Source organism: Corynebacterium halotolerans YIM 70093 = DSM 44683 (assembly GCF_000341345.1).
GTDB classification, from domain to species: domain Bacteria; phylum Actinomycetota; class Actinomycetes; order Mycobacteriales; family Mycobacteriaceae; genus Corynebacterium; species Corynebacterium halotolerans.
In genome coordinates this window covers 114,090-140,807 of record NC_020302.1, presented here as the reverse complement: position 1 = coordinate 140,807, position 26,718 = coordinate 114,090, and the positions used below count along the sequence as shown (strand labels likewise).

Sequence of the window (26,718 nt, the reverse complement as noted above, 5' to 3'; positions counted from 1 at the left end):
TAAGCCTGATGATCGGGGTAGGTCTGCGGACCTACCCCGATCATCAGTCGTTCAGCTCATCTTGCTTACCGGCTGTCGAGCCACTCGAGAACAGGACGGATCGTTTCTTCCGAGTTCTGCTCTTGCATGATGGCGTGTCCATTCCCGGAGATCCCGAACTCAGGCAGGTGAGCGCGCGTTGCTTGCGCTCCGCCGTGATTCAGGTACTCCACGATGTCATCGGCGAAGTCGGCGAATGCAGAACTTCCACCGGTGACGACGAGGACGTCGGTGCCAGTGAGTCCCGGCATACGACGGGACTCGGGCGGAGCTTGTTCCACTTCTGCCGGGCTGTTCAACGACGGCTCATACGTCACCGGAGTCGCTGTCAGACCCCAGTCAAGACGGCCCATACCCGGAAACTCGACGAAAGCCGGTCCCATTGGTTCGATCGCGACGATCGCGGTGACGAGGTCAGGGCGACGATCCGCCGTAACCCAGCCGACGGGACCGCCGGCCGAATGGGTGACCAGAATCGCGGGACCGATCAGGTCAAGCAGGCGGGCGAGCCGGTCCGCATCAAGATCCTGAGAGTATCCGAGATCCTCAGGGAGCGGACCAAAGGCAGCGACCAGCTGGTCGAAGTGCGGGTCTCCCGGTTCCCTCCCCCACGGCCATGCAGTCTGCTCCTCCGCGCGTTCCGGGGGAACGAACAGGCCTTGCGCCGGGCCGTAACCGAAGGGCGGACCCATCGGCCCGACGGCGGCCGGGTGATAGGGCGAACGACCATGGCCCGCCCGGTCCACAACGTAGACGGGGTAGCTGGCCTCCACGAAGTGGTGCGCCCACCCGGGACGCCCGTCCACGGTGCTCAACCAGTCCGTGCCCTGGCCGCCACCACCGTGGATCAGCACGAGCGGGGGCCGTGTGGTCTCCTGATCCTTGACCTCCCACTCCACATAGAGCGGTGCACGCTGGGCCGGTCCGGCATCGGTCTCCACAATTTCGCCGGGAATCCAGAATCGACCGCGGTGGCTGGTCACCTGGGGGGTGGTGACACTGCAGTGCGGTGCCTGCATCGTGATCATTTCTCTACCTCGTTCACTGTGCTGGTCTCGGAAAGTTGGTGCCAGGTGCGATTGCAGTAGACGAGGGGGACCCGCCCGTGGGTCGATGTGCACTGACTCTCAACAATCTCGACGGCAGCCAGCGTGGAACCGTTGACGTCAATGGTCCCGGTGATCCTGCCGCGCATCCACACATGGGCATCGCGAAGGTAGGGCTCACCGGTGGATAGCCTGCCCCACAGCGACGTGTCGGCGAAGCGGTCGATCCCACTGGTGGCGAATAATTGGGCAATCTCGATCTGCTCCTTGCTCAGGAGATGCACTACCACGTGCTCAGAATTGCGGATTCCCGGCGTCGCCGAGGAGACGGCGGACAGCGAGAAGGCGATCACCGGCGGATCCATGGACACAGAACTCACACTCGTCGCTGTGAGCCCAACAGGTCCGTCGCCGGGATCCGCAGTGACGACAGCGACGCCGGCGGGATGGTTACGGAAGGCGTTCTTGAGGTCCTGGGCAACGTCGGTCGGATTGGTCGCAGGCATTGTGTCACCGAAATTCATTGTGCGGGTGAACTGAATATCGGGTTTGTTCTCGACTGCAGCGTTGCTCACTTCCCTGTCTCCTTATCTGGCTCGATCAACTTGATAAACGCCCAGAATGCGCCCGGGGCAAGACCGGCGAGGTACTTTCCGCAGGCCTGGAGGACAACCGGGCCGCTCGTCACGTGGCCGGTTCCGACGTTGAGGTCACGGAAGAGGCGCTGCAAATCACCGCGCCGAGCCATCGCCGTGGCCGACCAGTAGTGGACGATTTCACCGACCTCATGAACAGCCCAGGTCGTATTGTTGAGCATCAGTCGGGTCAGGGTCTCCTGTTCCATGGAGAGCAGCTCCCCTGCGTCCAGGGTGGCCTCGTTGTCCGCCCAGACGTCCATCACCCACGCCCGGGCCGAACGCATCCGGGCTTCAGCACGAGCGTATTCAGCATGGAAGTGGTCGGTGTCGACTGAAGTTCCAGATGATCCGTGCTTCTTCTGAGCGAGGTCCTTCATCTCGTCGAGGAGCCTGCGCCCGACACCGAGCGCCCAGCCCGTATGGCAGATGCCGGACATGTTCGCCAATCCCAGGCGGTAGAGAGCTCCGCCGGCGAGAGGTGCTGTGGTCGTGGGCTCATAGACGTAGGTGTCGGGGACGAACAGATCCTCGCAGGAGTAGTCGATGCTGCCGGTAGCTCGCAGTCCCATGACATCCCAGTTGAAGTACAGCTCAGCCTGATCCTTCGGGAAGGTCACGACAATTGGACGGTCATTCTCCGCGTCATAAGCCGCGGAGTGGACGTGGGTGGCGTGCAGCATTCCGGAGCCGAAAGACCAGCGTCCGCTGACGCGATAACCACCCTCGACCCTCATCGCCTTTCCCGACCGAGTGCCCTGCCCTGCAATGAGCGGATAATTGCCGTCGGCGAACAGCTCATCCTGTGCTTCGGGGGGCAGGTAAGCGCCCGTGGTACCCGTGATCATCTGCAACGCCATGAGTACCCATCCTGTCGAGGGGTCGGCGTAGGACACCTTCTCGAGCACCTGGATGGTCTGGCGGGGCGTGAGCTCATAGCCGCCGAGCGCCTCCGGGACGCCGATACGGAACGCTCCGACCTCATGCAGGGCGGCGACCGTTTCGTCGGTGAGTTTTCCGATTTCCTCGTTCTTCTCCGCGTTCTCCTTGATCAGCGGAATAAACGTCTCGATCCTGTCCATGAGAGCGGCGAACTCCGCGCCTTCGTTCAGCCGGACGTCTTCGTACGTGTTGGTCTTGATTGCAGTGGTCATTTTCTGTTCCCTTTCCGAGTGTGCATTCGTGCACGCTGGTCATTTGTCTGCGTTTTTAGGGACGGGGGTAGTGACCTGCTTAAGGAGTTCACGGATACGGTCGACCGCGTCATCGTTGATGTGGTGTTCGGTGTCCTCGTAAACCGTCAACGTGACTTTTGCACCGGCGGCGGTAAGTTCTTCCGCAGTTTCCTCGCTTCGATGCAGGGGAACCCAGGCGTCCTCGCGCGCGGTGAGCACTGCGGCCGGAGTACCAGCGAATCCCGGTTCCGAGTGGAACGTCCGGTGGTCTGGACCGAGGTAACCACCCGTATGCAGGACGATTCCGTCCACTGCTGGCCGCGCGGTGAGAAGGTACTCGGCCAGAAGGCAGGCACCCTGTGAGAAGCCGAGGGCAACGACCGGGGCAGGGCTGCCCAACAGTTCTCCGAGGTGCCTCTCCACCGTCTTCAGCGCGTCCCCGAGGAATGGTTCGTTCTCCTCGAAGGAGGCCATGAACCCCGCTGGGTACCAGGAGTTTTCCGGGGCGGCGGGCATCACCCAGCGAAGCTGATCCAGTTGACCCACCCGGTCGGCCAACTCACGGATAAAAGCCGGTGATTGGCCACGTCCGTGCACCCCATAGATAACGAGTGCCGCATCTGCCGCCGCAGCACCATATGTCTCGGGTTCGGACACGGTGTTGTCTGTCGCTTTCGGAGTTTCCTGCACGAAGTGGCCGGTCATCTGCTGAGCTCACTCCTCGATACTGGCGTCGGTGGTGATCGTTTCGAGCCGGGACATGATCGATTCGCGTTCGGACTCGAACTGGGGCGGCAGCATGAAGCGCTTTCCAAGCTCCTCCGGAGACTCGTCGCAGTCCCAGCCGCCGTCCGCGTGAGTTACCGCGAGCTCGAAGAGAGCCCCACCGGGCGAGCGAACGTAATGGGACTTGAAGTAGGTGCGGTCCTTGAGCTCTGAGATGTCGGTGTAGCCGGCACCTTCGATGTCGAACCTCACCTTCTCCTGGTTCTCCAGGGTGTCGAGGTTCCACGCGAAATGGTGATAAGTTCCCGCCCCATAACGCCAGGTTCCCTGTGGGTCGGTGCGATTACCGGTGAGCTCGATCCAGTTGCCGTAGGAGTCGCTACCTGCGCGGAAGCGAGCGCGGTCCCCTTCCTCGGTGATCTCTCCCTGGGAGAAAAACGCCTCGTTTCCGAAATCGACCATGCGATCCTGGTCGAAGACATGGATGCCGACTCCGTGGATGCCGTGAATCGCAGCCTCCGACGGGACGCCATGCCCGGTGTAGCCCTGGCGGGGATCACCATCCGTACCGACGAGCTGATACTCGATGCCGCTCGGATGACGGAAGGAGACGCGACGCTCACCGAAGATTTCGGACTGCTCCGCATCCACGTTGTGGTCTGCCAGGCGCTTGGCCCAGTAGTCCAGGGAGGTCGACGGGACTGCCAGCAGAACCTCGCGGGCCTGGTTCGTGCCCTGCTGCCCGTACAAACCCGCCTGCGCCCAAGGAAAAGTAGTGATGACGCTTGAGGGATCCCCGTTCGCGTTCGAGTAGTAGAGGTGGTAGACGGGGGTCGAACCATCGTAGAGAACGGTCTTCTTGATGAACCGCATACCGAGAAGCCGGGTGTGGAAATCGACGTCTTCCTGTGCTCCGGCAACAGACAAGGTCACATGGTGTGACCCGAGAAGATAAGTCATTGCTGTCTCCTGTTCCTTGTTCAGCATTGCCGCCGATCAGTGGCGTGAGACACACATTAAGAGAGCGTCGAAAGAGATCTGTATCACTAGAGGGAACAGCAATCTCAATTCCGCGCACTACTGTGATTTGCGCTTCATAAGCGCTATTTTGTGACACACGTTGCACCCTGCCCTTCCTGTGCGTAGATTGATAAAAATCAGCCTCGGCTCATTTCCAGAGCTCTCACCCCTCGCCGAGCGAGGCCCATAAAGAAGACCCGGGGCACGTGAACTGGAGGGTGTCTCCAATTCCTGAAAAGAGGTGCAACCCCAATGTTGAAAGGGCCAGAAACACCTGAAAACACCCCAGGCCCAAGCAAAGCCATGGACAAGTTGGCATGGGAGGTCCTCGTGCAGAGGACGGTGATGCCTTTCGGTATCGACATGCCGAATTCGCAGGGCTTTGAAGGGCGAATCAGATCGGCGGCTTTTCTGGATACAAGCCTGTTTTCCATGACGTCTGGGCCACATGCAGCGGAGCGGACACAACAGCACATTCAGGAACAGAAGGATGCCTTCTGTGTCGTCAGCTTTCAACTGGCGGGAACGCTCCACCTCACACAGTTCGGTCGACGTGCGAAGGTCGAAACCGGACAATTCACCACCTACACCTCAGACGCTCCCGTGAAGATCGAAGGCTCCAAGGGCTATCGCTCATTGAGCGTGAAAATCCCATTGACCCGGTTCCGCAGCTCGCCGGAGGAGCTCCACCAACTCAGCGCCATCCGCTACAACGCGGAGCAGGGACTCGCTCCAGCAGTACAGTCCTTCCTGAAGCACCTCAAGGCCGGTGACGGCTCCATTGGACAGCCAGCGAGGGCGGGCATCTCGCATCACGTTGTAGGGATGATCGAGCAGATGCTTCGCGATCAGAGGACCAATAGCGAACCTTCAGAAACTTCAGCAGATGAATTGCGGGAGCGGTGCCTGGCCTTCATTGAGTCCAACCTGCAGAACCCAGAGCTCAATCCACAACTCATTGCGGAATCCGCCTTCATCTCGACGCGGTATCTCCACCAGCTGTTCTCACAGACCGAGATGACCGTCGCCCGTTACGTACGCCAGCGCCGGCTCGAGCGGGTTCGCGAAGACCTGGCCTCCCCACTTCATGCCGGACAACCTATTGAACAGATCATTCTCCGCTGGGGCATACAGAACGTCTCCTACTTCGGACAGGTCTTCAAGAAATCCGAGGGATGCACTCCGGCGGAGTTTCGACGACGAACGCTGGGACAATAAGCGCGCCTTCACCCGGAAAGCAATCTGCCCCTACCCCGCACAGGGACACCCCTTTCCCACCCCATGCAGCACGAAAAGCAGATCATCCCATTCAGCGCCCGTTCCCTGAGCAGGTAATAATTACTCATACGCCAGTTATCTTGATCGAGACGTAATAGGTATTTCCCTCCATATAAGTGACCTTCATAACATGACTCAGACCACAAAGTGTTGGGTTGTATGCGGGAGAACTCTCACATGACCCGCCTTTTCACATTGTCTTGCGATGGAGGCCAATCATGGACCAACTACTTCGTATGATCGGCAGGATTCCGGGCGCTCTCATGGTCGTGCCCCTTTTCCTCGGCGCGATGATCAACACCTTCTCCCCCGGGATCCTGGAGATCGGCAGTTTCACCACCGCGCTCTTCAAGGAGGGCACCACGGTCCTGATCGCGCTGTTCTTCATCTCGGTCGGCTCCCAGATCAATTTCAAGACCGCACTCCCCTCCATCGAGAAGGGCGCGGTGCTGATGCTCTCCAAGTTCGGCGTCGCCGTCGCCGTGGGTCTGTGCGTCGCGTTCCTCACCCCGGACGGCAATCTCTGGGGCCTGCTGCCGCTGGCGGTCATCGCGGCGATGTCCAACTCGAGCGGCTCCCTCTTCGTTGCCCTGACCTCCCAGTTCGGCTCGAAGACGGATAAGGGTTCGATCTCCGTGCTCTCGGTGAACGACGGCCCCTTCCTGACCATGATCGCGCTCGGGGCCGCGGGCCTGGCCGACTTCCCGCTGATGACCCTGCTGGCGGCGATCTTCCCGATGATCCTCGGCTTCCTGCTGGGCAACCTCTCCGAGATCGCCCGCAACTTCCTCGCCCCCGGCGAGAAGCTCATCATCCCCTTCGCCGGCTTCGCCATCGGCGCAGGCATCGACTTCGGGGAACTGCTGCGTTCCGGACTGATCGGTGTCCTGCTCGGCCTGATGACCCTGGTGTTCTCCGGCACCGCCACCATCCTGGCCGTGTACCTGTGGCACCGGATCCGTCGCCACCCGAAGAGCACCCGCAATGTCGTGGCGGGTGCGGCCGAGTCCGCGGTCGCCGGAAACGCCATCGCCACCCCGGCGGCCATCGCGGCCATCGATCCGGCACTGCAGGCGATACAGGCGGAGGCGACCGCCCAGATCGCCACGGCCGTGGTCGTCACAACATTTATCACCCCGTTCCTCGTCGCGTATGTCGCCCGCAAACAGAAGAAGTTCGGCGTCGCTCCTGCGGCAGAGGACGCACTGTTCGAGGGCAAGCTGGAAAAGCAGTCCGAGCCCGCGACCGAGGACTCCCCCACCACGCACCTCTCCCCTGACCGGGAACTCGCTGTAGAGCGGGACTGAGATTCGCAGGTAGAGACTGGGCGGCGCATCACGCTCCGTTCAGTCCTTGCGCGTGATCACCCGCCGGATCACCTCACTGAACTTCCCGATCAGCGGATCCGTGGTCCCTTCAAGCACGCTGACGGCCAGTCCGATGGGTGGGATTCCCGTCAACGGTCGGAAGCGGACCGGGAGCCGGGACGCCGACACCGAGCCCGCCGGCACGACCGCGATTCCGGCCCCGGCACCGACCAGTGTCAACAGCGTTGAGGTTCGGTCGGCCTGATGCACGACGTGGGGAAGAAAGCCTGTCTCACTGGCCGCCGCATAGAGGCTGATCGCGGCTGCGGCATTCGCCGGATAGGACACGAAGTCCCGGTCACGGAGGCCGGCGATATCGAGCGGGCCGGCCTCGGCAGCGAGCGGATCGTTCTCCGGAAGCGCCACCTGGAAAGGATCGCGCCGCAGCTCTTCCACCATGATTTCCGACGAAGTCACCGGCGGGCGAATGACCGCCAGGTCGAGTGCCCCCTGCTTCAGCCGTTCCTCAATCTGAGGTGTGAGCAGCTCCCCTTCGACGACAACGCGTACGTCCGGAAGCTCCTCTCGGGCGTACGCCATGATTTCGGGCATGATGTGGTAGCTGGCTGTCCCCACGAATCCTATTCTGATGATTCCCCTTGCTCCTGCGGCGATCTCCCGGGCCTCAGAGACAGTCTGGTCGACCTCTGCGAACAGGTGTTGAACCTTGTGAGCCAGATACTCCCCTGCCGGCGTGAGTTCCACCCGACGGGTGGTGCGCCGGAACAGAGGAAAACCCAGTTCAGCCTCCAGAGCCTTCACCTGCTGGGAAAGCGGCGGCTGCGCCATATGAAGGCGCTGGGCGGCCCTCGTGAAATTCAGCTCCTCAGCGACCGCGAGGAAGTACTTCAACTGCCGTAATTCCATGCCGACGCCCGTTCCTCTCACTGCTGCCCGCCTTGGGCCACTCCTCATCCTGCCCCGTGCGGAGCCGAAACACCCCACCACGCGAGAAAGGCCGCGCCCCCGGATTAGGGACGCGGCCTCAGTGCTCACCTGGAGGTCAGTTCGATATCAACCCCATGGTCTCCGGCAGCCACAGGGAGATCTGCGGGACGAACACCACGACGAACAGGGCGATGATGATCGCCACCAGGAACGGCCACAGCTTGGCGATCACGGTTTCAATCCGCAGACCCGCGACCTGGGCACCGACGAACAGCACGTTGCCCACCGGCGGGGTGATCACACCGACGGACAGGTTCATCACGACCATCGCACCGAAGTGGACGGGGTCCACCCCCAGCTCGGTGACCACCGGCAGGAAGATCGGGACGAAGATCAGGATCGCCGGTGTCGGGTCCATGAACGTGCCGATCAGCAGCAGGATGAACATCATGATCAGCAGGATCACGACCTTGGAGTCGGACACCGCCAGCAGGCCGTCGGCGATCAGCTGCGGGATCCGGGCGAAGGCCATCACCCACGACAGCGCCGAGGACACCGCCACCAGCAGCATCACGATCGACGTCGTGCGGGTCGCCCGCAGCAGAATCTGCGGCAGGTCGCGGACCCCGATGGAGCGGTAGAGGAAGCCGAGGATCAGGCAGTAGACCACGGCGATGGCCGCGGATTCGGTCGGGGTGAACCAGCCGAAGAGGATGCCGCCGATGACGATGACGATCATCAGCAGGGACGGCAGCGCCCGCCACAGGGTCAGCAGCGCCAGGGGCAGCGAGGGACGCTCGGTGGTGCGCCTGTAGTTCTCCCGGTGCGCGAGCAGCGTGCCGACGACCAGACAGGCGATCACCCACAGCAGGCCGGGGCCGACGCCGGCCATGAACAGCGCGGCGATCGAGGTCGAGGACACCAGGGAGTAGACGATGAAGGTGTTCGACGGCGGGATGAGCATGCCCGCGGGTGCGGAGGCGACGTTCACGGCCGCCGAGTAGGAACGGGAGTAGCCGTCCTCGCGCATGCGGGGGGTCATGACCGTGCCGACGGCCGAGGCGGCGGCGACCGCCGCGCCGGAGACGGCACCGAACATGGCGTTGGCGACGACGTTGGTGTTGGCCATGGAGGCGGGCATGCGCCCGACGAGGACCTTCGCGGCGTCGATGAGTCTGGCGGCGATGCCGCCCGAGTTCATCAGCGCGCCCGCCAGCACGAAGAACGGGATGGCCAGGAGACTGAAGGAGTTCGTGCCGGTGAACATGCGTTGGGTCACGGCCTGGGCGGCGTTCTCGGGGCCGAGGACGGCCATCGCCGCCAACAGCGAGGGCACGCCGATGGCCACGGCGATGGGCACCGAGGCGACGATGAGGATGATGATGCCGATCAGCAGGATCAGCGCGGCGACTGCGGCAGGTGACAGCATTATTTGCGGCCTCCTTCGTCGAGGACGACCTGGCTGGTGTCTTCCGCGTCCTCCAGGTTCACGGGTTCCTCAGGTTCTTCGATGTCCGGATAGGGCGGTTCCTTTCCGGTCGCTATCGAGATCAGGTCGATGAGTGCGAAGATCGCGATGAACACGCCGGCGATCGGGATGATGACGTACACCCAGCCGATGTTGAGCGGCAGGGCCGTGAGGTTCTGGCTCCAGGCGATCGAGGCCGCGAGGTAGCCGCCCCAGACCATCGCGACGAGCGCGAAGAAGATGATGACCACCTGGACGAACACCGCCAGCGCCTTCTGTACTGCCGACGGGAACTTGCGGGCGACGAAATCGACGGCGATGTGGCCGCGCTCGCCGAAGAGGAAGGCCGAGCCGATGAAGGACAGCCAGACGAACAGGATCTTCGACAGTTCCTCGGACCAGGTGGACGGGTCATTGAGGACCTGACGGGTGAACACCTGCCACACGGTCACGCACACGAGCACCGCGAAGAGGATGACGCTGAGGACACCCAGGAGCCGGGAGAGCACGAACTTGGTGGTGGTCACTGGTCACTCCCCTGCTCCGGATCGGCGGCGCGGACCTGCTCGAAGAGGTCGCGCTGGAATTCCGTGGTGAGGAACTCGTCCCGGATGGGGGCCAGCGCCTCGTTGAAGGCCTCGCGGTCGACCTCGTGGAAGGTGGCGCCGGCGGCCTTGGCGGCCTCAATGGCCTGATCGGTCTCCTCCTGCCACAGATCGGTGTGCTCGACCATGGTCTTGTCCCACTCCTCGAGGAAGATCTCACGGTCCTCCTCGGACATCGCCTCGAGCAGGTCGTGGCGCATGACCATGTAGTCCAGACCCACCAGGTGCTGGGTGTCGCTCCAGAAGGGTGCGACCTCGTGGTGGTTCTGGGTGACGTAGCTGACCTCGTTGTTCTCCGCGCCGTCGAGCACGCCCGACTGGATGGCGGTGTAGACCTCGCCGTAGGACAGCGGGGTAGCCGAGCCGCCCATGAGCTCGATCATGCGGATGTGCATGTCGGACTCCTGGACGCGGATCTTCCGGCCGTCCATGTCCGCCGGCGTGAGCACCGGGGAATCCTTGGTGTAGATGCTGCGGGTGCCCTGGGTGAACCCGCCGATGACGGAGATGTTGTCGCTGTCCTCCAGGCCGCCTCAGTGCGGTGCGCGACGGTTGCTCGCGACGCGTGCTCGGATGGGCGATGGATTCCACGCAGACCACCGACCTCGTGGAGCGTGCCCTGCGCATGGCCCACACTCTACGCGGGGACGTCCCCGAGGGCCTGGTGTTCCACGCGGATTATGCCGAGGTTTGTGTTAAGCCGAGGAATTGTGTTCTGGCCTGTGCTGGCACGGATCGGTGAGGGATTCCTCGGCTTAACGTTGCCGGGTTATCGGAGGCTGTAGAGGGCTGTGAGCGTGTCCTCGGTGAGGCGGGCCGGGGCATCGGTGGTGGGTGTGGCGGCGGTGATGGCGTCGCGCATCATGTCCAGGGTCGCGAATGCGTAGAACGCTTGGGTGGTCGAGGCGTTCTCGTGTCCGAGCAGACGCATGATGATCGGCAGGGGAATGCCCTGTTGGTAGAGGTCCATGGCCTTGGTCTTGCGCAGCATGTGGCAGTGGATGTTCGTTGGCACGGAGGGGCAGTGGTCGCGTGCGGATTCGGCGGCCTTCTTCAGGACGGCGGATACGGTGTCTGTCGATAGGCGGGTCGGCTGCCCGTGGTGCAGGCTGTAGAAGAGGGGTCTGGTTGCTGGCAGCTGTGCCGGGTTCGGGTGGAACTCGGCGAGATAGACGTGCAGGTGCTCGATCGTTTTCTCGCTCAGGGGCACCACGCGGGTCTTGTTGCGTTTGCCGGTCAGTGTGACGTGTCCGGGGGTGGTCAGGGACAGATTCTGCAGGGTCAGGGCGGTGATTTCTCCGACGCGGGCGGCGGTGTCGTAGAGGAGGATGAGCAGCATCCGGTTCCGGCGAGATTTGCTGGTTTTCCCGGTGTGCGCGGCAAGAACTGCTCGTGTTTCGTCGTCGGTGAGGTACTCGATCGGTGCCTTGGCGGTGGGTGGGGTCTTCAGCGTCTGCGCGGCCTGGTGAACGGCGATGAGGGTGAGGTCCTCGGCCGCGGCGTAGGACAAGAACGCCTTGATCGCGGATAGGCGGAGCGTGATCGTGCGTGGAGCGTAGCCACGATCGGTGTTCATCCAGGTCAGCCAGGCTTTCAGGTGTGATCGATCGAAGTGGTCGAAGGTGACGTGGGCGCGTTCAACATGTTCGTGGTCGGTCAGGAAGACGAGGAAGCACTCGAGGCTGATCCGGTAGGCTTCGATCGTCTTCACCGACAGCCCTCGGACGTTGGGCAGATAGGCGTGAAGGAAGTCCCGGGCGAAGACCCACACGTTCGCCTGATCGGTGGCGGGGTCGCGTTTCATTCGAAACCGACCTCCGGCAGCAGTGACTGACTCTGGCTGGCCGTGATGTCGGCGTAAGCGTTCATGAAGTCCGGGGAGGTGTGGACGTAGTAGTAGGTCGAATCGAAGGTCGCGTGTCCCATGTAGCGGGCCAGGTACGGCAGCATCGCGGTGATGTCGGTGCCGTTGGTCATCCAGCGTTCGAGGTTGGCGTAGGCGAAGTGGTGGCGAAAGTCGTAGGGCCGGGGCTGTCTGCCGTCGGTGGGCCTGGCCAGTCCGGCGTGGTCCCAGATCCGGTTGAATATCACCCCTACGGTTGCTGGGGTGACCGATTTACCGGTCGACGAGACGAAGAACGGGGTTCGTGGGCCGAGGTGGGCCCGCGAGGTCGTATCGCAGGCGGTCAGGACGTCGATGACGTCGGCGGTCAGGGGCAGTCGGCGGCTGCGGTGGCCCTTGGATCCGATGATGTCGATGTGACCGCCGGCCAGGTCGACCTGGTCGGTCAGCAGGTGGCGGGCTTCGATCGTCCGGAGTCCGGCCGAGTGCATGAGCGTGAAGAACGCGGCTGCCTGCCACGCCCAGGGCGAGGCGGCTTCGAGACGGGCCGCGGCGATGAAGAACCGGTCGATCTCATCCTGCGTGAGCAGGTAGGGATGGGCACGGGTGAACGAGGATTTCCACTGATCGGACAAGATGTAGGCACCCGGTTGGGTGTGGGTGTGCAGCCACCGTCCGAAGTCGCGGATATAGGACATCCACGACCGGTACGTGCTGGAGCGTTGCAGCTCGTCGATGACCCATCCTTCGACGGTGGCACGGTCGAAAACGGTCCGGCCCAGCCGGGTGCAGTAGGCGTCGAACCGCCGCAGGTACACGATCCGGGAGGCTCCGTAGAATCCCATCTTCTCCTTGAATGCCAGGTACCCGTCGAGATCGGCGGCGAAGGCGCTGGTGAACTCGTGTTCGGCGGTCATGGCCGGGCTCCTGCCGGAACTGGCAGCACGCAGTCGAGGAGACGCTGCTGATCAACACTCATGTACACGTTCGTCGATTCCTGGCTGGCGTGGCCGAGCACGGCGGCGATCGTCGGCAGCGGGACCGACGCCCGCAGCAGTCGTGAGGCGGCGTTGTGCCGCAGAAACCGTGTTCCGGCTTTCACATCGGTGATTCCGGCCTTCCGGAACGTTTCGGCGGTGATTCTGTAGACGGATGCATGATCGGCGAGCTGGGTGTGTGGGGCCAGACTGCGCAGGAACACGTGATCATCATTCGAGTCGGGCCGCTGCGTCAGTAGGTAGTCGGCCAGCGGGTTAACCAGCAGTCCCGGCAACGGCAGAGTCACAGGGTTGCTCGTCTTCTGCTGAACGAGCGAGATGGTCTGGGCCCGCCAATCAATATCGGTCAAGCGCAGGTTGATGATGTCGCAGGCCCGCAGCCCGGTCATCAGCGCCAGCAGCGTGATCGCCGCATCCCGGCGGCTGACCGTGTCCGCAGACGCGCATGCGGTGACAAGCCGTTGTGCATCGTCATCGGACAGGACGGGAATAATCGTGTGTGAGCGGCGGGCGCCGACGAGACCGATCGCGTCGACGAGGTCCCCACGGCCGGTGAACTTCACGAAGGGGCGGAAGTTCGCCACCTGCCAGAACAAGGACGACGGAGCCCACCCGTGATCGAGCAGGGATGCGAAGAACCCGGGAACGGTAGCCGGGGTCGCGTCGTCAAGACAGGAAATCCCGCAGTCTTCGAGATACCCGAGATAGCTGCGGGTGATTCGTCCATAGGCTTCCCGGGTCGCGGGCGCCAGCCCACGACCGGACATGTCGGCTTCCCACATGGCGTTGAGCATGGTGAAGGCGTCTGCTTCCGGCTGCCGGCCACCCCCACCGCGCTGACGCGGGGATAAATCCACTTCGCCGGTGCGCAGGTAAGAGTCGCACACATTGACAGCCCGGCTGTAGGCGAACCGCCTCTGGGCGCTGAACCTGCCGGTGCGCGGGCTTGTCGTCAGCGCCGCGAACTCGGCACCCAACGCGGATGTATAGATCCCGCCACGGGCGTCGATGAAGTCTTCGAGGAGCCTGATGGTCTTCAGGTACTGGCCGATCGTTGATTCCTTGTACCCGGCTGCCCGCAACGCTGCGGTGACGACCACGCCGAGCTGGGTGACGGTCGTATCCATGACCGTTTCCTTTCCATAGACGGATGGATACGGCGAACACTACGACGACCGAAACGTTAAGCCGAGGAATCCCTCACCGATCCGTGCCAGCACAGGCCAGAACACAATTCCTCGGCTTAACACAAACCTCGGCATAATCAGCGTTAAGCCGAATTCGGCTTAACGCGGACCGGGGAACCCAGTTCACCAGTGATCAGCTCTACCAGGTGTGCCAGGAGTTGGGGATTGATCAGTCGATGGGGCGCACGGGAGTCTGCTTCGATAACGCGATGGCCGAATCCTTCTGGTCAACGTTGAAGACCGAGTTCTACGACCGACGGAAGTGGAAGACCCGGGATGAGGCCCGCCAGGCCGTCGCCCGGTGGATCGAGATCTTCTACAACCGGCGGCGCCGGCACTCCTCGATCGGCAACCAACCCCCGGTCGACTTCGAGAACGCCTACCACCAGGCAGCGACCGCTGCCGCGGAGAATGCAGCTTAACTAACTGTCCACGATTTGCGGGCAACCCCAGGCATGGCGGGGGGGGAAATGGGGGTGCAGTGCAGGTCAGTGGGTAACCCTGTTTCACCTTCGAGCGGACCGGCTGGAGGAGGTGGTGATCGCCCTTCCCAAGCACTCGTTTTTCAGATTGGACAATATGCTTCGAGCACTCTTTCTCCCCTAATCCAGGCAGCAGAACGAAAGAGAATCAGCACCCCTGATCAGTTAAAAGGCGACGATCAACCGGCAGTGGTCTGGCCAAGAGCGAACGCAATGCACTGCGCACCTGGGTCGGCAGGGGCCGCGCCTTCATCTTGACGAGTCCGATTTCCCGGGTAGCAGGAGTGCCGTTCGGGCGCAGGATGCGGACGGTGGCGATGGTGGGATCCGCGCTGGCCATAATGTCCGGAAGAATGCACAGTCCCAGTCCAGAAGCAACGTACATTCGCAGTGTGTGGGGACTGTCGGACTCGACAGTGATGGACGGCGAGATCCCCGCCTCAGTGCAGAGTTCATCGGCGAGATCCCGAGTGGTGTACTTGGCATCCATCGCAACGAAGCTCTCGCCTGCCACCTCATCCAGCATCACCGCCTCCCGCTCAGCAAGCTCGTGATCCCGTGGCACAACGAGAACAAACTCCTGATTCCGCAAAAATGTCCACTCACATCGTGGATCATTAGGCCTAGGCCCAATTATGGCGGCATCGACGACACCCTTATCGAGCTTTTCCAACAGTTCGTCCGCGGAGCCCTCGGAGATAATCACATTAGAAGTGAGCTGGCTACGGGTCATTAACGGCCCCAATTGTCCGGCAATTGAGCGGAGCGCGCCCAGGCGAACCGGACGTGCATTGCGTTCGCCCAGCACATCCTCAAGTGCAGGTTGGAAAACTGCCAATGCCTCAGCAGCGGCATCGGCGAGCAGCCGCCCCTCGACAGTAAGGGCGATGCCTCGGCCAGCGCGCTCAATTAACTTCACCGACAACTCAGATTCGCACCGTGCTATCGCCCTACTGAGTGCGGGCTGGGAAACCCCCAGATTACTCGCTGTGCGTGTAATAGTTTCGCCGTTCCCGAGTTCCCGCAGAGCTGGAAGAATGCCGGTGAGCTGCGCCAGATAGGTGTTGATCGGAAGATTCACTGCTGTTCGTCCACCTTTTCAGAAAGCTTCAAGCGCCTGGCGAGCAAATGGGGCTCGTTCCACTTCCGCAAAGAGCCACAAGATACAGATCTTTATCGCCACTACCTTCACTAATACGAATTTGCATGACTGGGTCGGAAATCATATTAGTGATGGAAGCAATGTCGTGGCAATAATGTGTCCATGATCACTATCAGCCCTTCACGAGATGGGGTTCACTGTCTTTGGCGGGATAACCCTCGTCGACCATGGCATAGAAAGGCGAACCTGCGCGGCAGGCCGCCCGATGGGAAAACCGGGGAACTGCGCGAATGCGCACCATCGAGCCACCCTCGGACTCTGCCCACCCCCTCCCCGAGGGACGAATGAACCTCCCGCCCCCTGACGGTTTTCCTCAATTTACTGGCGCCAGAGACCAGTACGCGATCCATTCCTCAAATTTCGCTTTCAGGAGAAATCATGATTCTTTATGGAACCGCCACCCTGGCGATATGCATGCTCCTTGGCAAGATCATCGGGAGTCTCATCGGTGAGCTCGTGGGAGTCGACGCCGACATCGGAGGCGTCGGCTTCGCCATGGTGATGCTGATCTTCGCCTCCGCTTGGCTGCGGAAACGGAATTTGCTACCACAACCCACCGAGCAGGGAATCCTCTTTTGGTCTGCCATGTACATCCCAATCGTGATCGCCATGGCTTCCATCCAAAACGTGTCCAGTGCAATCGCCGGCGGCCCGATGGCACTGATCGCCGGAGGAGTTGCACTCGCCGGCTGCCTCGCCCTCGTCCCAGTGGTGGCCCGGATCGGCGCCCCCTCCGAACCTCTGCCGCCGCCTGGCCAAGAGGAAAACCAGGAGGAGTCCAAGCAGGAAGAGAAGCCGAAGACGAAACAAGAAGAAAAGGTGAAGTGACATGGAACTCATGCTCGAAATTCTTGAGAAGAACAGTCTCGTTTTCGCATTCGCCATAGTCGGCGTGATGATGCTGGTGTCGCGTCTGATCTCCCAGAAAGTCACGCGGGGCCGCGTCCACGGCTCTGCAGTCGCCATCATCATTGGGCTAGGACTGGCCTACATCGGCGGCACCTACACTGGCGGGGAGAACGGGATCGCGGATATCGCAATCTTCAGTGGACTAGCGATTCTGGGCGGTTCGATGCTGCGCGATTTTGCCATCATCTCGACTGCATATGGCGTTGATATCAGGGAAATCAAGAAGGCCGGCGGGGCCGGTGTGGTTTCCCTGCTCCTGGGAATTTTCGTCTCGTTCGCCCTCGGCGCGGCAGTGGCCTACGCCTTCGGATATCGGGATCCTGAATCCCTAGCCACCATCGGTGCAGGCGCTGCCACCTACATCGTCGGCCCAGTTACAGGAACAGCCATTGGCGCAAGCTCTGAGGTGATCGCATTGTCAGTTGCAGCAGGACTCACCAAGGCAATTGGCGTCATGATTGGCACACCACTCGTCGCTCGATACATCGGACTCAACAACCCCAAGTCAGCGATGGCTTTCGGTGGCCTTATGGGTACCACTTCGGGCGTAGCCGGAGGCCTCGCCGCCACTGATCAGCGCCTGGTTCCCTATGGAGCCATGACGGCCACCTTCTACACCGGTCTCGGCTGTCTCCTGGCCCCGTCGATTCTCTACTTCGCAATGCGAATCCTGTTCGGGTGAGCCCAACGGTCTCCTTCGGGTGCCCTCTGCCGTCCGACTCGAAGCCCAGCGCCCCCACCTACCCCACTTTCAGCAGATACCGACAGGGCATCCTATCCCGATCGGTCACAGCCCCAGATGGCAGTCAAACCCTGGACACCCTCCCAGGGCCGGCATCAATCCGGGGCTTTCCGCTCCTCTACCACAGGCGCGGAAGCAACTACGCCGCAGAAAAGCTAAGAATATGGGGACTCTCCAATTAATGCGTTACTGCATGAAGGATACCGAATTGATGGTGGTGATGCGCCACTCATTTTTCTTAACCTGTGATCATGACCATCAACGAGCTGAATACATCCAAGAGGGACCCCAGGGACAAGAACCGTTTTGCACCGGTCGCCCCCGCTCACCAGAAGCGCGCCCGGTGGAAAGCTGCGAAGTCATAACAGTCGGCTTCCCTCCGCCCGCGCCGTCGGCCCCCAGAAAACATTTAGGTCCGGTCAGAGGGGCCAAGCTTCTGCTTGCCGATCAAAATCAAATGCACAGCTGCAAACATTCTCATCTTGCTGATGGTCACGAACCGCGTTCTTTCCACCACACCACATATGAAGGAATGATTTTATGAGCACTCAGCTCCTGAAGGAGTCCCGGCAGTGGGACACCGCCCGTCGCGATAAGACTGATCGCATGAATTCCGTATCCTCCTTGGTCAACGGAAACATCATTCCTAGTGAAAACATCACCCAGGTCCTCGAAGCAGTGATCAGGCCTGGCGACCGAGTCGTTCTAGAGGGAAACAACCAGAAGCAGGCTGACTTCCTCTCGCGGGCGCTGGCCCAAGTCGACCCAGAGCAGGTGCACGACCTTCACATGCTCTTTCCGTCGATCTCGCGGCCCGAGCATCTCGACATTTTCGAGGACGGCATCGCTCGGCGCGTCGACTTCGCCTTCTCCGGGCCCCAGGCAGCGCGTGTGGCGCAGCTGGTCGGCGACGGGACCCTGGATGTTGGAGCCATCCACACCTATCTGGAGCTCTACTCCAGAATGTTCCTCGATCTCACGCCCAGGGTCGCCCTCGTTGCGGCAGTCGCGGCTGACCGTCAGGGCAATTTGTACACCGGGCCCAATACAGAGGACACCCCTACAATCGCTGAGGCGACCGCATTCCGCTCGGGAATCGTAATTGCGCAGGTCAATGAGATCGTCGATGAACTACCGCGCGTGGACGTCCCAGCCGGCTGGGTCGATCTCGTCGTCGAAGCAGACTCACCTTTCGAGGTCGAGCCCTTGTTCACCCGCGATCCGCGAAAACTCACCGACGTCCACGTCCTGCTCGCCATGATCACCCTCCGCGGCGTGTACGAAAAGCATCAGGTGACCTCCCTCAACCACGGGGTGGGACTTGATACCGCTGCGATCGAGCTGCTGTTGCCGACATACGGGGAGTCCCTAGGCCTCAGGGGGAAGATCTGCACCCATTGGGCCCTCAACCCGCACCCGAGTCTCATTCCGGCCATCGAAACCGGCTGGGTGAAGAAGATCTCCGCCTTCGGCGGCGAGGTGGGAATGAGCAGGTACGTCGCCGCTCGGCCGGACATCTTTGCCACGGGCATTGATGGCAGCCTGCGTTCCAATCGCATGGCCGCACAGTCCGCTGGCCTCTACGCCGCCGACATGTTCGTCGGATCCACCCTCCAGGTCGACGCTCTCGGCAACTCATCGACCGTGACAGCGGGGCGTCTCTCCGGATTCGGCGGCGCTCCAAATCTCGGCTCGGATTCCCGCGGCCGCCGACATCCCACTCCAGCTTGGATGGACATGGCTCAGGGTGAGGGGCAGTTGGGAATTCACCGCGGCAAGAAGCTGGTGGTTCAGATCGCCGAGACCTTCAATGCGGGGGCGGATCCGAAGTTCGTGGAGCAACTTGATGCAGTGGCGGTGGGACAGAAGAGCGGTATGTCGTTGGCCCCTGTGATGGTCTACGGCGACGACCTCACCCACCTCGTCTCGGAAGAGGGCGTGGCCTATCTGTACAAGACCCAGAGCCTCGACGAACGCCGCAAGGCTGTCGCCGCGATCGCGGGTGTAACACCTATCGGGCGCGAGTCGCGACCTGAGGATGTTGAGCAGCTGCGCCGGGACGGGGTCGTCGCTTTCCCCGAAGACCTCGGGATCGACCGCGCACAAGCTAACCGGAACATGCTCGCTGCCCACTCCATCGAGTCACTCGTGGAATGGTCCGGTGGGCTCTACGAACCCCCCGCAAAGTTCCGTAGTTGGTAGCCGTACTGCTTTCACGTTCCTGACGTGGAACAACAACGAGGAGAATAATCTCTGATGACCGAAACACTGCTTGCCGCGAAGCCGGCCACGGTTAATGCGTTTGCTTCACCGGACCGGTTGGCACGTTGGGCCGTTGAAGCTTTGCTCGAGGAGGTCAATCTTCCGGGCAAACCCGGGCTTGTCGGCCCCGACGGCGAGCGCGGGCACAGCGACATGGACATCCACCTCATGCGGCACTCCGCCCGCACCCTGGAATCGACATTCGGAGAGCTTGCCCACGCCGGGATGAGCCTAGAGGTGGGACAGGAACTGCGGGACGAGGTCGGCAGGATCGGACGTCATGGCGAAGAGAAGATGATGGCAGCGACCGGAGGTGTCAACACCCATCGTGGAGCCATCTGGAATCTCGGTCTCATGGTCATCGCCACCGCTGGACTAGCCGGACGGGACGTTCATGTTCCCTTCACCGGGACCACGATCACTCAGCGCGCAGGCCGGCTCGCCTCGATCCGCGACTCCTTTGTCGACAACCAGCCGCGGCCGGGAGCTTCGGTACGTAAGCGTTACCGCGTGGGGGGAGCGGTCTCAGAGGCCGCCTCCGGGTTTCCCCACGTGCTCGCAATCCTGCAGGCAATGGGCCGCTCTGGCCCCCGAGACGCTCCTTATCCCGATCATGATCGACAGCTACGCGGTCTCCTGACAAGCATGAGCAGCCTCGACGACACCTGCATCCTCCACCGTGGAGGGAACGAGGGGCTCAACTTCGTCCAGGGCTCGGCGGCCGCCCTCATCGATGAGCTCCTCCCCGACGATCGTATCGCCACGGCTTCCCTGGCCGCCTTAGACGAGCAGCTCACCCTCCGTCGCCTGTCCCCCGGCGGCAGCGCAGATCTGTTGGCCTGCGCACTATTCCTCACATCAATTCTGGGAGCAGACAATGCAAACGATCACTGAGCAGTACCCCGCAACGATCAAGTTCGACCGCGAGACACATGTCGGTGTTGTCGGATCGGGTGACATGGAGATCCTCATCTCGGAGCCGAGCGTCCCCGGTAAGGCGACGGTAACGGTTCGCACCTCCGTTGACGGTTTCGACACCGTCTGGAGAAACGTTCTCGAACGTTTCTTCTTCCGCAACGATCTTGAGGGAGATTTTGAGATCAACGACTTCGGTGCCACTCCCGGCATGGTGACCCTGCGCCTGTCGCAGGCCTTCGAGCTGGCCACGGCGGAGGAGAGTGCGCCCATCCTCGATGAGTCGCCAGTGCTGAGCAAGGAATCCGCAAGAATGCCGTTCACCGAACTCAGTGCCCGTCAGCGCACTAAGGCGGTGCTGGATCCGGGAACGTACCGCGAGATACTTGGACCTTTCGAGCGTCTTGAGTCCACACACCTCGAGCCGCAGGGCATCGTCCCCGAGTCCGATGACGGCGCGGTGCTCGCGAGAGGGACCATCGACGGTGATCCGGCCGTCGTTGTCGGTCTAGAGGGCAAGTTCCAGGGCGGCGGCATCGGCGAAGTCTCTGGTGCGAAGATAGCCGCGGCCCTTGAACGCGCGCTCGTCGATGCTGAGGCGGGTACACCAATCCGGGTCGTTCTCCTGCTGGAGACCGGCGGAATCCGGCTCCAGGAGGCCAACCTGGGTCTGCTGGCGATCGCCGAAATTCATTCCGCCATTGTCGCCTTGCAGCGTCACATCCCGGTCGTCTGCGTAGTCGCTGGCATGGTCGGGTGCTTCGGTGGCATGGGCATCGCCGCCGGTCTCTGTGATCACATAATCATGACCCGTGGAGGCCGACTCGGACTCAACGGTCCTGAAGTCATCGAAACGGAAGCGGGCATCGGGGAACTCGATTCTTCCGACCGTCCGGCCATCTGGCGCATGATCGGCGGAGAGCAGCGCGTGACCACCGGTCGCGCCGATGTCCTGGTCGACGACAACGCGAGCGAGATCCGCCGGGCTGTAATCGAAGCCGGCACCGACAAGCAGGAGGTCCACCGCGCCGATTGCGCCGATGATCTCCTTCGTCAGCTCTCCGAGATTGACCCCACTACCCGTCCCACTTCCGAAGATTTCCGCGCCATCACCGTTAGGAGCAACTGATGACCACCCCCGACACCCTCACCCTCGATACCCTCACTGTGCCGGAATTCGGCCGTGCGTGGTTCACTGCCCTCAATACCGCTGCAACCCCGGGACACGGTGCCCTGCTCACTGGTGAAGTCGATTTGAACGGTACCGCGGCTGCGCTGGCGGCCATCGTCCCCGACCCCGACAACGCCTTTCCGCGTGTCCGCCAGGGAGAGGTTGGGCTCAAAGAATCCCTTGACCTGGCGGCGTGGGTCAACGGTCTCGACGACCCCCAGCAGCCGGTCGTACTGATCATCGACGTCCCGAGCCAAGCCTATGGCTACGTCGAGGAGCTCTTCGGCATCAACTATGCCCTGGCCACCTCCGTCAACGCGCTCGCTCAGGCACGGTTGAATGGCCGCCCGATAATCAGCTTCATCGTCGGCAACGCGATTTCCGGCGCGTTCCTCGCCACCGGGCTGCAGTCCAACCGCATCGTGGCCCTTGATCACGAGGGCGTCCAGGTGCAGGTGATGAGCAAGAAGGCAGCCGCTCGCATCACCCAACGGACCGTGGAGGAACTAGACAAGGCCGCCGAATCCGTTCCCGCCATGGCCTTCGACGGAGCGTCCTTCGCCACTCTCGGAGCCGTCTCCGAGGTGATCACGCCCCAGAATCCGGAAGCTCCCACCGAGGAGGATCTCGAGACGGCGCGTAAGACACTGGTGGGCGCCCTCGGTGACATTCGCTCGGATTCCGATCACAGCCTGCGTTCCCGCCTCGAGTCAAAGGAGGCGCATGACTCACGCGCCCTCTCCCTCAAAGTCCGCGAGGTCGTGAACGCCCAGTGGTAAACAGGCAGGCGGGGACCGGACCACGAGTCCATGACCTCGTGAGACTGAACACCGATGCCGTGGCCCAACTCAGCAAACAGGCTGCAGGCGCAGACCAGGCGTGGGTGTCTGAGGCGTTGGCCACCGCTCCCTGGGCGGTGATCCGGCGTGCACGACCGAATGATCAGGCATCTCTGGCCATCGGCATCCGCGGCAAGGAACGCCACCAGCGGTGGGCGGCGGAAGTGGAGATCACCGCCGTCACTGAGCGGGTCACCGTAAATGAGGCTCGAGGGCTACCAATCCACCGTCCGCAGCTCAAGGCGTTCCAGGCACTGACGGTACTCGATGACCAGGGATTTCCCCTGATCTGGGGACCGGGCGGAAGTGTAGGATTCGAGCTGGTCACCGGAGCTGAAACCGTTCGGGAGTCCAGTGACGTGGACCTCATCCTGTACGCCCCTCTCCCGCTGGAGGATGCTGCCATCAAGGCTGTTGATACCGCAGCCCGCGCCGCTGCCGAGGCGAGCGGAACGAGGATCGATATCTTGGTGGAGACCCCGTCGGGTGGAGTCGTCTTCCCTGAACTCGCCCGATCGGTAGGACTCATCCCGAAGCCGACGGTAATGCTGCGTACTTCCACAGGTCCTGAACTAGTCAATGATCCCTGGAGTTGAAGATGACAACGACGTTGCTGTTCGGGGGACAGGGCAGCCAGATCCCCGGCATGCTCCACGATTGGGCGGTGCTTCCTGTAGTCCATGAGCACGTGGAGACAGCCTCGGAGGTCCTCGGCGAGGATGCCTGGGCGCTGGATGATGCGGAAGCACTGCATGGAACGAGAGCGGTACAACTCTCCCTGCTGATACTGCAGACGGGGATCGCGCGGACGCTCTCTGAATCCGGGTTGAGGCCCGAATACGCTGCCGGGCATTCTCTCGGTGCGTGGAGCGCAGCCGTCGCCGCCGGGGCACTCTCGTTCCCCGATGCCCTACGCATGGTGGACGTGCGAGCGTCCGGTATGGCGGCCGCTGCGCCGACTGGGTATGGAATGTCAGCTGTCATCGGCCTCAACGAAACCGCCTTGGCGCGCTTGACGGAACAGCTCCGCGAGGACGGCGAGGAGATCTGGCTGTCCAACTTGAATTCGGCGAGCCAGATCACGGTCTCCGGCTCAGAGGCTGCGCTTGAGAAGCTGGAGCCTCTGGTGCAAAGGTCCGGAGCCCAACGGATGGTGCGGCTCGCCGTCGCCGTGCCCGCGCATAGCCCGCTGATGATGCCAGCACGCCGGACACTGGGCGAGGCGATGGCAGATGTGAAGATGAATCGCCCCGGGTTCCCACTCCTGGCCAACACCACCGGCCGCATGATCAGGACGGCATCACAGCTAAGTGACGACCTGGTCCACGCTACCGACCAACCGGTTCAGTGGAGTATCGGTGTGGCCGCGCTCTCTGAGCGAGGCATGGACAACTGGATTCAGGTCTCCCCCGGCAACAACCTCATCGGTCTGCTCCGCGACGTCAAGGGCGATTCGCAAGCCTGGTGCACCGACAACGCCGGAATCCAGGAGACTCTCGCCCGGTCCCGCAGGTAGCCGTGTCGATCACGGAACTTTCTCAAAAGTAACGGGGAGGATGGCCATTCCGGCTTAAGGGCCATCAAAAGTCACAACTCGGGCTTCTTCCCCTACCTGAACGGCACCTCCCCCATCGCCCGCCGCAGCTTCCTGGTGCGCAGGCGCTCGGGGTCGTCGGCAAGCGATTCCACCGCACGCACCGCGCACATCACGTGCGCCTCCTTGGAGTTGGAGTAGAACGCCTGCGCCTGGGCGGGCAGCTTCGGCACCGCGTGCAGCGGCAGGTCGGACACGCTCAGCAGCGTGCCGTACGGAATCCGGTACCGGTACCCGTTGGTGGCCAGCGCGCAGGACTCCATGTCCACGGCCGCGGCCGTGGAGCCGCGCAGCCACTCCCACAGCTCGCGCGGGGTGTGCCACTCCCAGTTGCGGTCGTCGGTGGACAGCACCGTGCCGGTGCGCATCAGGGAGTGGTCGCCGCCGTAGATCTCATCCACGCTCGCCTCCAGCGCGCGCTGGATCTCCGGCACCGCGGGGATCGGGATGTCGCGGGTGATGCGCTCGTTGAGGATGTGGTCCTGGCGCTGGTAGGCGTTGCCCAGGATGAGATCGCCGATGCGCATGCGACCGTCCAGGCCGGCGCAATGACCAATCATGATCCAGGCCTCCGGGCGCAGCACGGCCAGGCAGTCGGTGATCGTCTTCGCGTTCGACGGGCCGACGCCGATGTTGATCATGGTGATGCCGTCGCCGTCCGGGGTGCGCAGGTCATAGCGCGGCATCTGGTAGCGGGAGGCCAGGGTGAGCGCGTCGACGTCGACCTGGGCGGCGTGCTCGGAGTCGATCTTCTGCCCGTTGGGCAGGATGAGACTGCTGTAGCGGGACTTCCCGCTGGCGATCTGGCGCAGGCCGAATTTCACGAACTCGAAGGCGTGCATGGCGTAGTTGGTGAACAGGATGTATTTCTGCACCGTGTCCACCTGGATGCCGGTGTAGTGCTCGATGCGGGCGCAGGCGATGTCGAAACGCTGCGGGCCGAACTGGAACAGCGGCTTCTCCTCGCCGTGGAAGGCCTCCCACTCGCCGTCGACGATGGCGTCGTGGACGTCGTCGAGGGTGGGGCGCGGGATGGCGTCGGCGGAGTCCCCGGCGCGGCGGGCCTCGGTGATGCCCTCGACGCCGCGAATGTACTCGGGTGGGATGCGGATGTCCGAGGGGCCGACGTGGATTTCGCAGGGGTAGTTGCCGGTCAGGCGGGTCAGCTGGTCATGCAGGTAGCTGCGCATGAGGCCCGGCTTGGACAGGGTGGCGGAGTAGCGGCCGGCCTCGTTGACGTAGCCGAAGGGTTCCGTGCGGGCGATCGGGCGCCACTCCTTCACGTCGACGACCACCTTCGGGTAGACGACGGCGCGGTAGTCGTCGTAGTTGCCGTTCTCCAGGATCCGGCGCGCGAGGTCCGCGGAGTGGTCGTAGAGCTCGGCGAGGCGGTCGATGGCCTCGTCGACGGTGTTGACGTGCTGTAGTTCGCTCATCTCATCCTCCCTCTCCCCAGCCAGCGTAGCGACGGGCGGGGTTTGTGTGGATCCGCTCTGCAGTCATCGGCGGAACGGGAGCGGGATTCGGCAGCACGAAGGCCCGGGTGGACTTCCGGTACCCGGGCCTGCGCACTTTCCGTTGATGATGAGGATTCGGTCGTATAGGCCTCCTAGGCGAGTAGTTGTGGAGCGGGGATGGCACCCGGCGCGTCGGCGGCCGGAGCGGCTGTTCCGTCGGGCACCGCGAACAACACCGCGAGACCGGGCCCGCCGGAGGAGCTGCCGGCGGTCGGTGTCGGGGCGGGTTCGTGGTACTCGGCGAAGCTCAGATCCAGACTGGCCGTCGCCATTCCGGGGTCCGGTGCATAACGGCCAAGGGAGTCGACGGCGCCCTGTGCGGCGAAGGTGCCCATTTGCACCGCACTGAACTCACCCGTTGCCGGGGTGAGGGGGTCCGCCCAAGTGGAGGCGATCGGGGGAATACCGTCGTCGGCCTCGCCCTCGGTCGGCTCGGCACCGCCGTCGAACGCGGTTACGGCGCTGCATTGCGAGCCGATGGCGGGGTTCTCCGCGTTGACGGGGGAGGTGAATTCCCCGTCGGCGAAGGCTGCCCCACCGCTGCCGGTGACCCGGCCACCCGCCATGGGAGAAGCGGGGTGGCCGAGGAAGGTCGCGCTGGCACCCCGGGGGAAGGTGCCGCCGTTGCTGGCTCCGGTCGCAACCCCGGAACCATCCGTGGCGGCCACGGCCGGGATCACCGGCGCAGAGCCGGCGACAACCGTAGCCGTGGTCCCCGATATGCAGCGGGTGGTGTTCATGGGCGCTTGTTCTCCTTGGTCGTGGTGGGGGCGGCGCGTCGTGCTTGCACCGCCACCGAAATCGAGATTAGGTAAGGCTTGCTTTATTTGCAGCGGATTGCAGATGAAGG

The 26,718-nt window shown here is 62.6% G+C and carries 26 protein-coding genes and 2 pseudogenes; 13 read left to right on the top strand and 15 right to left on the bottom strand.

All coding sequences use genetic code 11. The features are described from left to right. Nucleotides 1-65 precede the first annotated feature (65 nt). The 5 genes from A605_RS00640 to A605_RS00620 are packed head-to-tail and all read right to left on the bottom strand — an operon-like array spanning nucleotide 66 to nucleotide 4,581. Entirely contained in the window at nucleotides 66-1,067 is a 1,002-nt protein-coding gene (locus A605_RS00640) for an alpha/beta fold hydrolase (RefSeq protein WP_015399569.1), read from the bottom strand. Then, a complete protein-coding gene (locus tag A605_RS00635) occupies nucleotides 1,064-1,660 on the bottom strand; it encodes a flavin reductase family protein (protein WP_015399568.1) in 597 nt (198 codons plus the stop codon). The genes A605_RS00640 and A605_RS00635 overlap by 4 nt, the downstream gene beginning before the upstream one ends. Beyond that, the gene (locus A605_RS00630) at nucleotides 1,657-2,874 is read right to left on the bottom strand and encodes an acyl-CoA dehydrogenase family protein (protein ID WP_015399567.1); all 1,218 of its coding nucleotides are present in this window, start codon (nucleotides 2,872-2,874) and stop codon (nucleotides 1,657-1,659) included. Before A605_RS00630 ends, A605_RS00635 begins: the two co-directional genes overlap by 4 nt. A gap of 39 nt (nucleotides 2,875-2,913) precedes the next feature. Continuing rightward, nucleotides 2,914-3,600 carry an alpha/beta hydrolase gene (locus tag A605_RS00625; protein WP_015399566.1) on the bottom strand — a complete coding sequence of 229 codons (687 nt, stop codon included), beginning with the start codon at nucleotides 3,598-3,600 and terminating at the stop codon, nucleotides 2,914-2,916. Nucleotides 3,601-3,609: 9 nt separating this feature from the next. Next, the gene (locus A605_RS00620; protein WP_015399565.1) at nucleotides 3,610-4,581 is read right to left on the bottom strand and encodes a VOC family protein; all 972 of its coding nucleotides are present in this window, start codon (nucleotides 4,579-4,581) and stop codon (nucleotides 3,610-3,612) included. A gap of 363 nt (nucleotides 4,582-4,944) precedes the next feature. On the opposite strand from A605_RS00620, the gene A605_RS00615 reads away from it, so the two are divergent. Together A605_RS00615 and A605_RS00610 are read left to right on the top strand one after the other, a co-directional pair. Beyond that, nucleotides 4,945-5,859 (top strand): helix-turn-helix domain-containing protein, encoded by a 915-nt coding sequence (locus A605_RS00615; RefSeq protein WP_015399564.1) that lies wholly within the window; start codon nucleotides 4,945-4,947, stop codon nucleotides 5,857-5,859. Nucleotides 5,860-6,137: 278 nt separating this feature from the next. After that, entirely contained in the window at nucleotides 6,138-7,226 is a 1,089-nt protein-coding gene (locus A605_RS00610; protein WP_244428996.1) for a 2-keto-3-deoxygluconate permease, read from the top strand. Between the two features lie 39 nt (nucleotides 7,227-7,265). On the opposite strand, the gene A605_RS00605 is transcribed toward A605_RS00610, so the two are convergent. The 4 genes from A605_RS00605 to dctP form a co-directional block, all read right to left on the bottom strand. Beyond that, nucleotides 7,266-8,153 carry a LysR family transcriptional regulator gene (locus A605_RS00605; protein WP_015399562.1) on the bottom strand — a complete coding sequence of 296 codons (888 nt, stop codon included), beginning with the start codon at nucleotides 8,151-8,153 and terminating at the stop codon, nucleotides 7,266-7,268. A 136-nt stretch (nucleotides 8,154-8,289) separates the two neighbouring features. After that, nucleotides 8,290-9,603, bottom strand: coding sequence for a TRAP transporter large permease (locus A605_RS00600; RefSeq protein WP_015399561.1), 1,314 nt, complete (start codon nucleotides 9,601-9,603; stop codon nucleotides 8,290-8,292). After that, entirely contained in the window at nucleotides 9,603-10,169 is a 567-nt protein-coding gene (locus A605_RS00595; protein ID WP_015399560.1) for a TRAP transporter small permease, read from the bottom strand. The genes A605_RS00600 and A605_RS00595 overlap by 1 nt, the downstream gene beginning before the upstream one ends. Beyond that, nucleotides 10,166-10,756 carry a TRAP transporter substrate-binding protein DctP gene (gene dctP, locus A605_RS00590; RefSeq protein WP_280109788.1) on the bottom strand — a complete coding sequence of 197 codons (591 nt, stop codon included), beginning with the start codon at nucleotides 10,754-10,756 and terminating at the stop codon, nucleotides 10,166-10,168. Before dctP ends, A605_RS00595 begins: the two co-directional genes overlap by 4 nt. Before the next feature lie 23 nt (nucleotides 10,757-10,779). On the opposite strand from dctP, the pseudogene A605_RS14915 reads away from it, so the two are divergent. Then, a pseudogene (locus A605_RS14915) lies at nucleotides 10,780-10,926 on the top strand (IS3 family transposase); the annotation flags it as partial. 90 nt (nucleotides 10,927-11,016) lie between these two features. Here A605_RS14915 and A605_RS00585 read toward each other — a convergent pair. The 3 genes from A605_RS00585 to A605_RS00575 are packed head-to-tail and all read right to left on the bottom strand — an operon-like array spanning nucleotide 11,017 to nucleotide 14,215. Then, nucleotides 11,017-12,051, bottom strand: a complete 1,035-nt coding sequence (locus tag A605_RS00585) for a tyrosine-type recombinase/integrase (protein WP_015399558.1) — start codon at nucleotides 12,049-12,051, stop codon at nucleotides 11,017-11,019. Then, entirely contained in the window at nucleotides 12,048-13,007 is a 960-nt protein-coding gene (locus A605_RS00580) for a tyrosine-type recombinase/integrase (RefSeq protein ID WP_015399557.1), read from the bottom strand. Before A605_RS00580 ends, A605_RS00585 begins: the two co-directional genes overlap by 4 nt. Further along, nucleotides 13,004-14,215 (bottom strand): site-specific integrase, encoded by a 1,212-nt coding sequence (locus A605_RS00575; protein WP_015399556.1) that lies wholly within the window; start codon nucleotides 14,213-14,215, stop codon nucleotides 13,004-13,006. Before A605_RS00575 ends, A605_RS00580 begins: the two co-directional genes overlap by 4 nt. A gap of 161 nt (nucleotides 14,216-14,376) precedes the next feature. Here A605_RS00575 and A605_RS00570 point away from each other — a divergent pair. Then, a pseudogene (locus tag A605_RS00570) lies at nucleotides 14,377-14,649 on the top strand (integrase core domain-containing protein); the annotation flags it as partial. Between the two features lie 256 nt (nucleotides 14,650-14,905). Here A605_RS00570 and A605_RS00565 read toward each other — a convergent pair. Next, on the bottom strand, nucleotides 14,906-15,838 hold the full coding sequence (locus A605_RS00565) for a LysR family transcriptional regulator (protein ID WP_081602060.1): 933 nt from the start codon (nucleotides 15,836-15,838) through the stop codon (nucleotides 14,906-14,908). A 459-nt stretch (nucleotides 15,839-16,297) separates the two neighbouring features. On the opposite strand from A605_RS00565, the gene madL reads away from it, so the two are divergent. From madL to A605_RS00525, 9 genes are all read left to right on the top strand, one after another. Then, entirely contained in the window at nucleotides 16,298-16,747 is a 450-nt protein-coding gene (gene madL / locus A605_RS00560) for a malonate transporter subunit MadL (RefSeq protein WP_015399553.1), read from the top strand. Between the two features lies 1 nt (nucleotide 16,748). Beyond that, on the top strand, nucleotides 16,749-17,510 hold the full coding sequence (gene madM / locus A605_RS00555) for a malonate transporter subunit MadM (RefSeq protein WP_027004582.1): 762 nt from the start codon (nucleotides 16,749-16,751) through the stop codon (nucleotides 17,508-17,510). A gap of 253 nt (nucleotides 17,511-17,763) precedes the next feature. Next, a complete protein-coding gene (locus tag A605_RS15210) occupies nucleotides 17,764-18,114 on the top strand; it encodes a hypothetical protein (RefSeq protein WP_149029359.1) in 351 nt (116 codons plus the stop codon). Then, a complete protein-coding gene (mdcA, locus tag A605_RS00550; protein WP_015399551.1) occupies nucleotides 18,111-19,772 on the top strand; it encodes a malonate decarboxylase subunit alpha in 1,662 nt (553 codons plus the stop codon). Before A605_RS15210 ends, mdcA begins: the two co-directional genes overlap by 4 nt. Before the next feature lie 54 nt (nucleotides 19,773-19,826). Beyond that, complete coding sequence (locus tag A605_RS00545) at nucleotides 19,827-20,726, top strand: triphosphoribosyl-dephospho-CoA synthase (protein ID WP_015399550.1); 900 nt, start codon at nucleotides 19,827-19,829, stop codon at nucleotides 20,724-20,726. After that, nucleotides 20,710-21,876 (top strand): biotin-independent malonate decarboxylase subunit beta, encoded by a 1,167-nt coding sequence (locus A605_RS00540; protein ID WP_015399549.1) that lies wholly within the window; start codon nucleotides 20,710-20,712, stop codon nucleotides 21,874-21,876. The genes A605_RS00545 and A605_RS00540 overlap by 17 nt, the downstream gene beginning before the upstream one ends. Further along, nucleotides 21,876-22,697: a biotin-independent malonate decarboxylase subunit gamma gene (gene mdcE / locus A605_RS00535; RefSeq protein ID WP_015399548.1), complete on the top strand. Its 822-nt coding sequence runs from the start codon at nucleotides 21,876-21,878 to the stop codon at nucleotides 22,695-22,697. Before A605_RS00540 ends, mdcE begins: the two co-directional genes overlap by 1 nt. Continuing rightward, on the top strand, nucleotides 22,691-23,353 hold the full coding sequence (locus A605_RS00530; RefSeq protein ID WP_027004581.1) for a malonate decarboxylase holo-ACP synthase: 663 nt from the start codon (nucleotides 22,691-22,693) through the stop codon (nucleotides 23,351-23,353). Before mdcE ends, A605_RS00530 begins: the two co-directional genes overlap by 7 nt. Nucleotides 23,354-23,355: 2 nt before the next feature. Beyond that, nucleotides 23,356-24,273: an ACP S-malonyltransferase gene (locus A605_RS00525; protein ID WP_027004580.1), complete on the top strand. Its 918-nt coding sequence runs from the start codon at nucleotides 23,356-23,358 to the stop codon at nucleotides 24,271-24,273. A 92-nt stretch (nucleotides 24,274-24,365) separates the two neighbouring features. Here A605_RS00525 and amn read toward each other — a convergent pair whose 3' ends face one another. Both amn and A605_RS00515 read right to left on the bottom strand, forming a co-directional pair. Continuing rightward, the gene (amn, locus tag A605_RS00520) at nucleotides 24,366-25,787 is read right to left on the bottom strand and encodes an AMP nucleosidase (protein ID WP_015399545.1); all 1,422 of its coding nucleotides are present in this window, start codon (nucleotides 25,785-25,787) and stop codon (nucleotides 24,366-24,368) included. Between the two features lie 173 nt (nucleotides 25,788-25,960). Continuing rightward, nucleotides 25,961-26,608: a hypothetical protein gene (locus tag A605_RS00515; RefSeq protein ID WP_015399544.1), complete on the bottom strand. Its 648-nt coding sequence runs from the start codon at nucleotides 26,606-26,608 to the stop codon at nucleotides 25,961-25,963. Nucleotides 26,609-26,718 lie beyond the last annotated feature (110 nt).

What these genes read in the sequence shown, in the direction of transcription:
- A605_RS00640 (WP_015399569.1), bottom strand. Translation starts at nt 1,067, where the DNA reads ATGATCACGATGCAGGCACCGCACTGCAGTGTCACCACCCCCCAGGTG.
- A605_RS00630 (WP_015399567.1), bottom strand. Translation starts at nt 2,874, where the DNA reads ATGACCACTGCAATCAAGACCAACACGTACGAAGACGTCCGGCTGAAC.
- A605_RS00625 (WP_015399566.1), bottom strand. Translation starts at nt 3,600, where the DNA reads ATGACCGGCCACTTCGTGCAGGAAACTCCGAAAGCGACAGACAACACC.
- A605_RS00620 (WP_015399565.1), bottom strand. Translation starts at nt 4,581, where the DNA reads ATGACTTATCTTCTCGGGTCACACCATGTGACCTTGTCTGTTGCCGGA.
- A605_RS00615 (WP_015399564.1), top strand. Translation starts at nt 4,945, where the DNA reads ATGGACAAGTTGGCATGGGAGGTCCTCGTGCAGAGGACGGTGATGCCT.
- A605_RS00610 (WP_244428996.1), top strand. Translation starts at nt 6,138, where the DNA reads ATGGACCAACTACTTCGTATGATCGGCAGGATTCCGGGCGCTCTCATG.
- A605_RS00605 (WP_015399562.1), bottom strand. Translation starts at nt 8,153, where the DNA reads ATGGAATTACGGCAGTTGAAGTACTTCCTCGCGGTCGCTGAGGAGCTG.
- A605_RS00600 (WP_015399561.1), bottom strand. Translation starts at nt 9,603, where the DNA reads ATGCTGTCACCTGCCGCAGTCGCCGCGCTGATCCTGCTGATCGGCATC.
- A605_RS00585 (WP_015399558.1), bottom strand. Translation starts at nt 12,051, where the DNA reads ATGAAACGCGACCCCGCCACCGATCAGGCGAACGTGTGGGTCTTCGCC.
- A605_RS00580 (WP_015399557.1), bottom strand. Translation starts at nt 13,007, where the DNA reads ATGACCGCCGAACACGAGTTCACCAGCGCCTTCGCCGCCGATCTCGAC.
- A605_RS00575 (WP_015399556.1), bottom strand. Translation starts at nt 14,215, where the DNA reads ATGGATACGACCGTCACCCAGCTCGGCGTGGTCGTCACCGCAGCGTTG.
- madL (WP_015399553.1), top strand. Translation starts at nt 16,298, where the DNA reads ATGATTCTTTATGGAACCGCCACCCTGGCGATATGCATGCTCCTTGGC.
- madM (WP_027004582.1), top strand. Translation starts at nt 16,749, where the DNA reads ATGGAACTCATGCTCGAAATTCTTGAGAAGAACAGTCTCGTTTTCGCA.
- A605_RS15210 (WP_149029359.1), top strand. Translation starts at nt 17,764, where the DNA reads ATGAAGGATACCGAATTGATGGTGGTGATGCGCCACTCATTTTTCTTA.
- mdcA (WP_015399551.1), top strand. Translation starts at nt 18,111, where the DNA reads ATGAGCACTCAGCTCCTGAAGGAGTCCCGGCAGTGGGACACCGCCCGT.
- A605_RS00545 (WP_015399550.1), top strand. Translation starts at nt 19,827, where the DNA reads ATGACCGAAACACTGCTTGCCGCGAAGCCGGCCACGGTTAATGCGTTT.
- A605_RS00540 (WP_015399549.1), top strand. Translation starts at nt 20,710, where the DNA reads ATGCAAACGATCACTGAGCAGTACCCCGCAACGATCAAGTTCGACCGC.
- mdcE (WP_015399548.1), top strand. Translation starts at nt 21,876, where the DNA reads ATGACCACCCCCGACACCCTCACCCTCGATACCCTCACTGTGCCGGAA.
- A605_RS00525 (WP_027004580.1), top strand. Translation starts at nt 23,356, where the DNA reads ATGACAACGACGTTGCTGTTCGGGGGACAGGGCAGCCAGATCCCCGGC.
- amn (WP_015399545.1), bottom strand. Translation starts at nt 25,787, where the DNA reads ATGAGCGAACTACAGCACGTCAACACCGTCGACGAGGCCATCGACCGC.
- A605_RS00515 (WP_015399544.1), bottom strand. Translation starts at nt 26,608, where the DNA reads ATGAACACCACCCGCTGCATATCGGGGACCACGGCTACGGTTGTCGCC.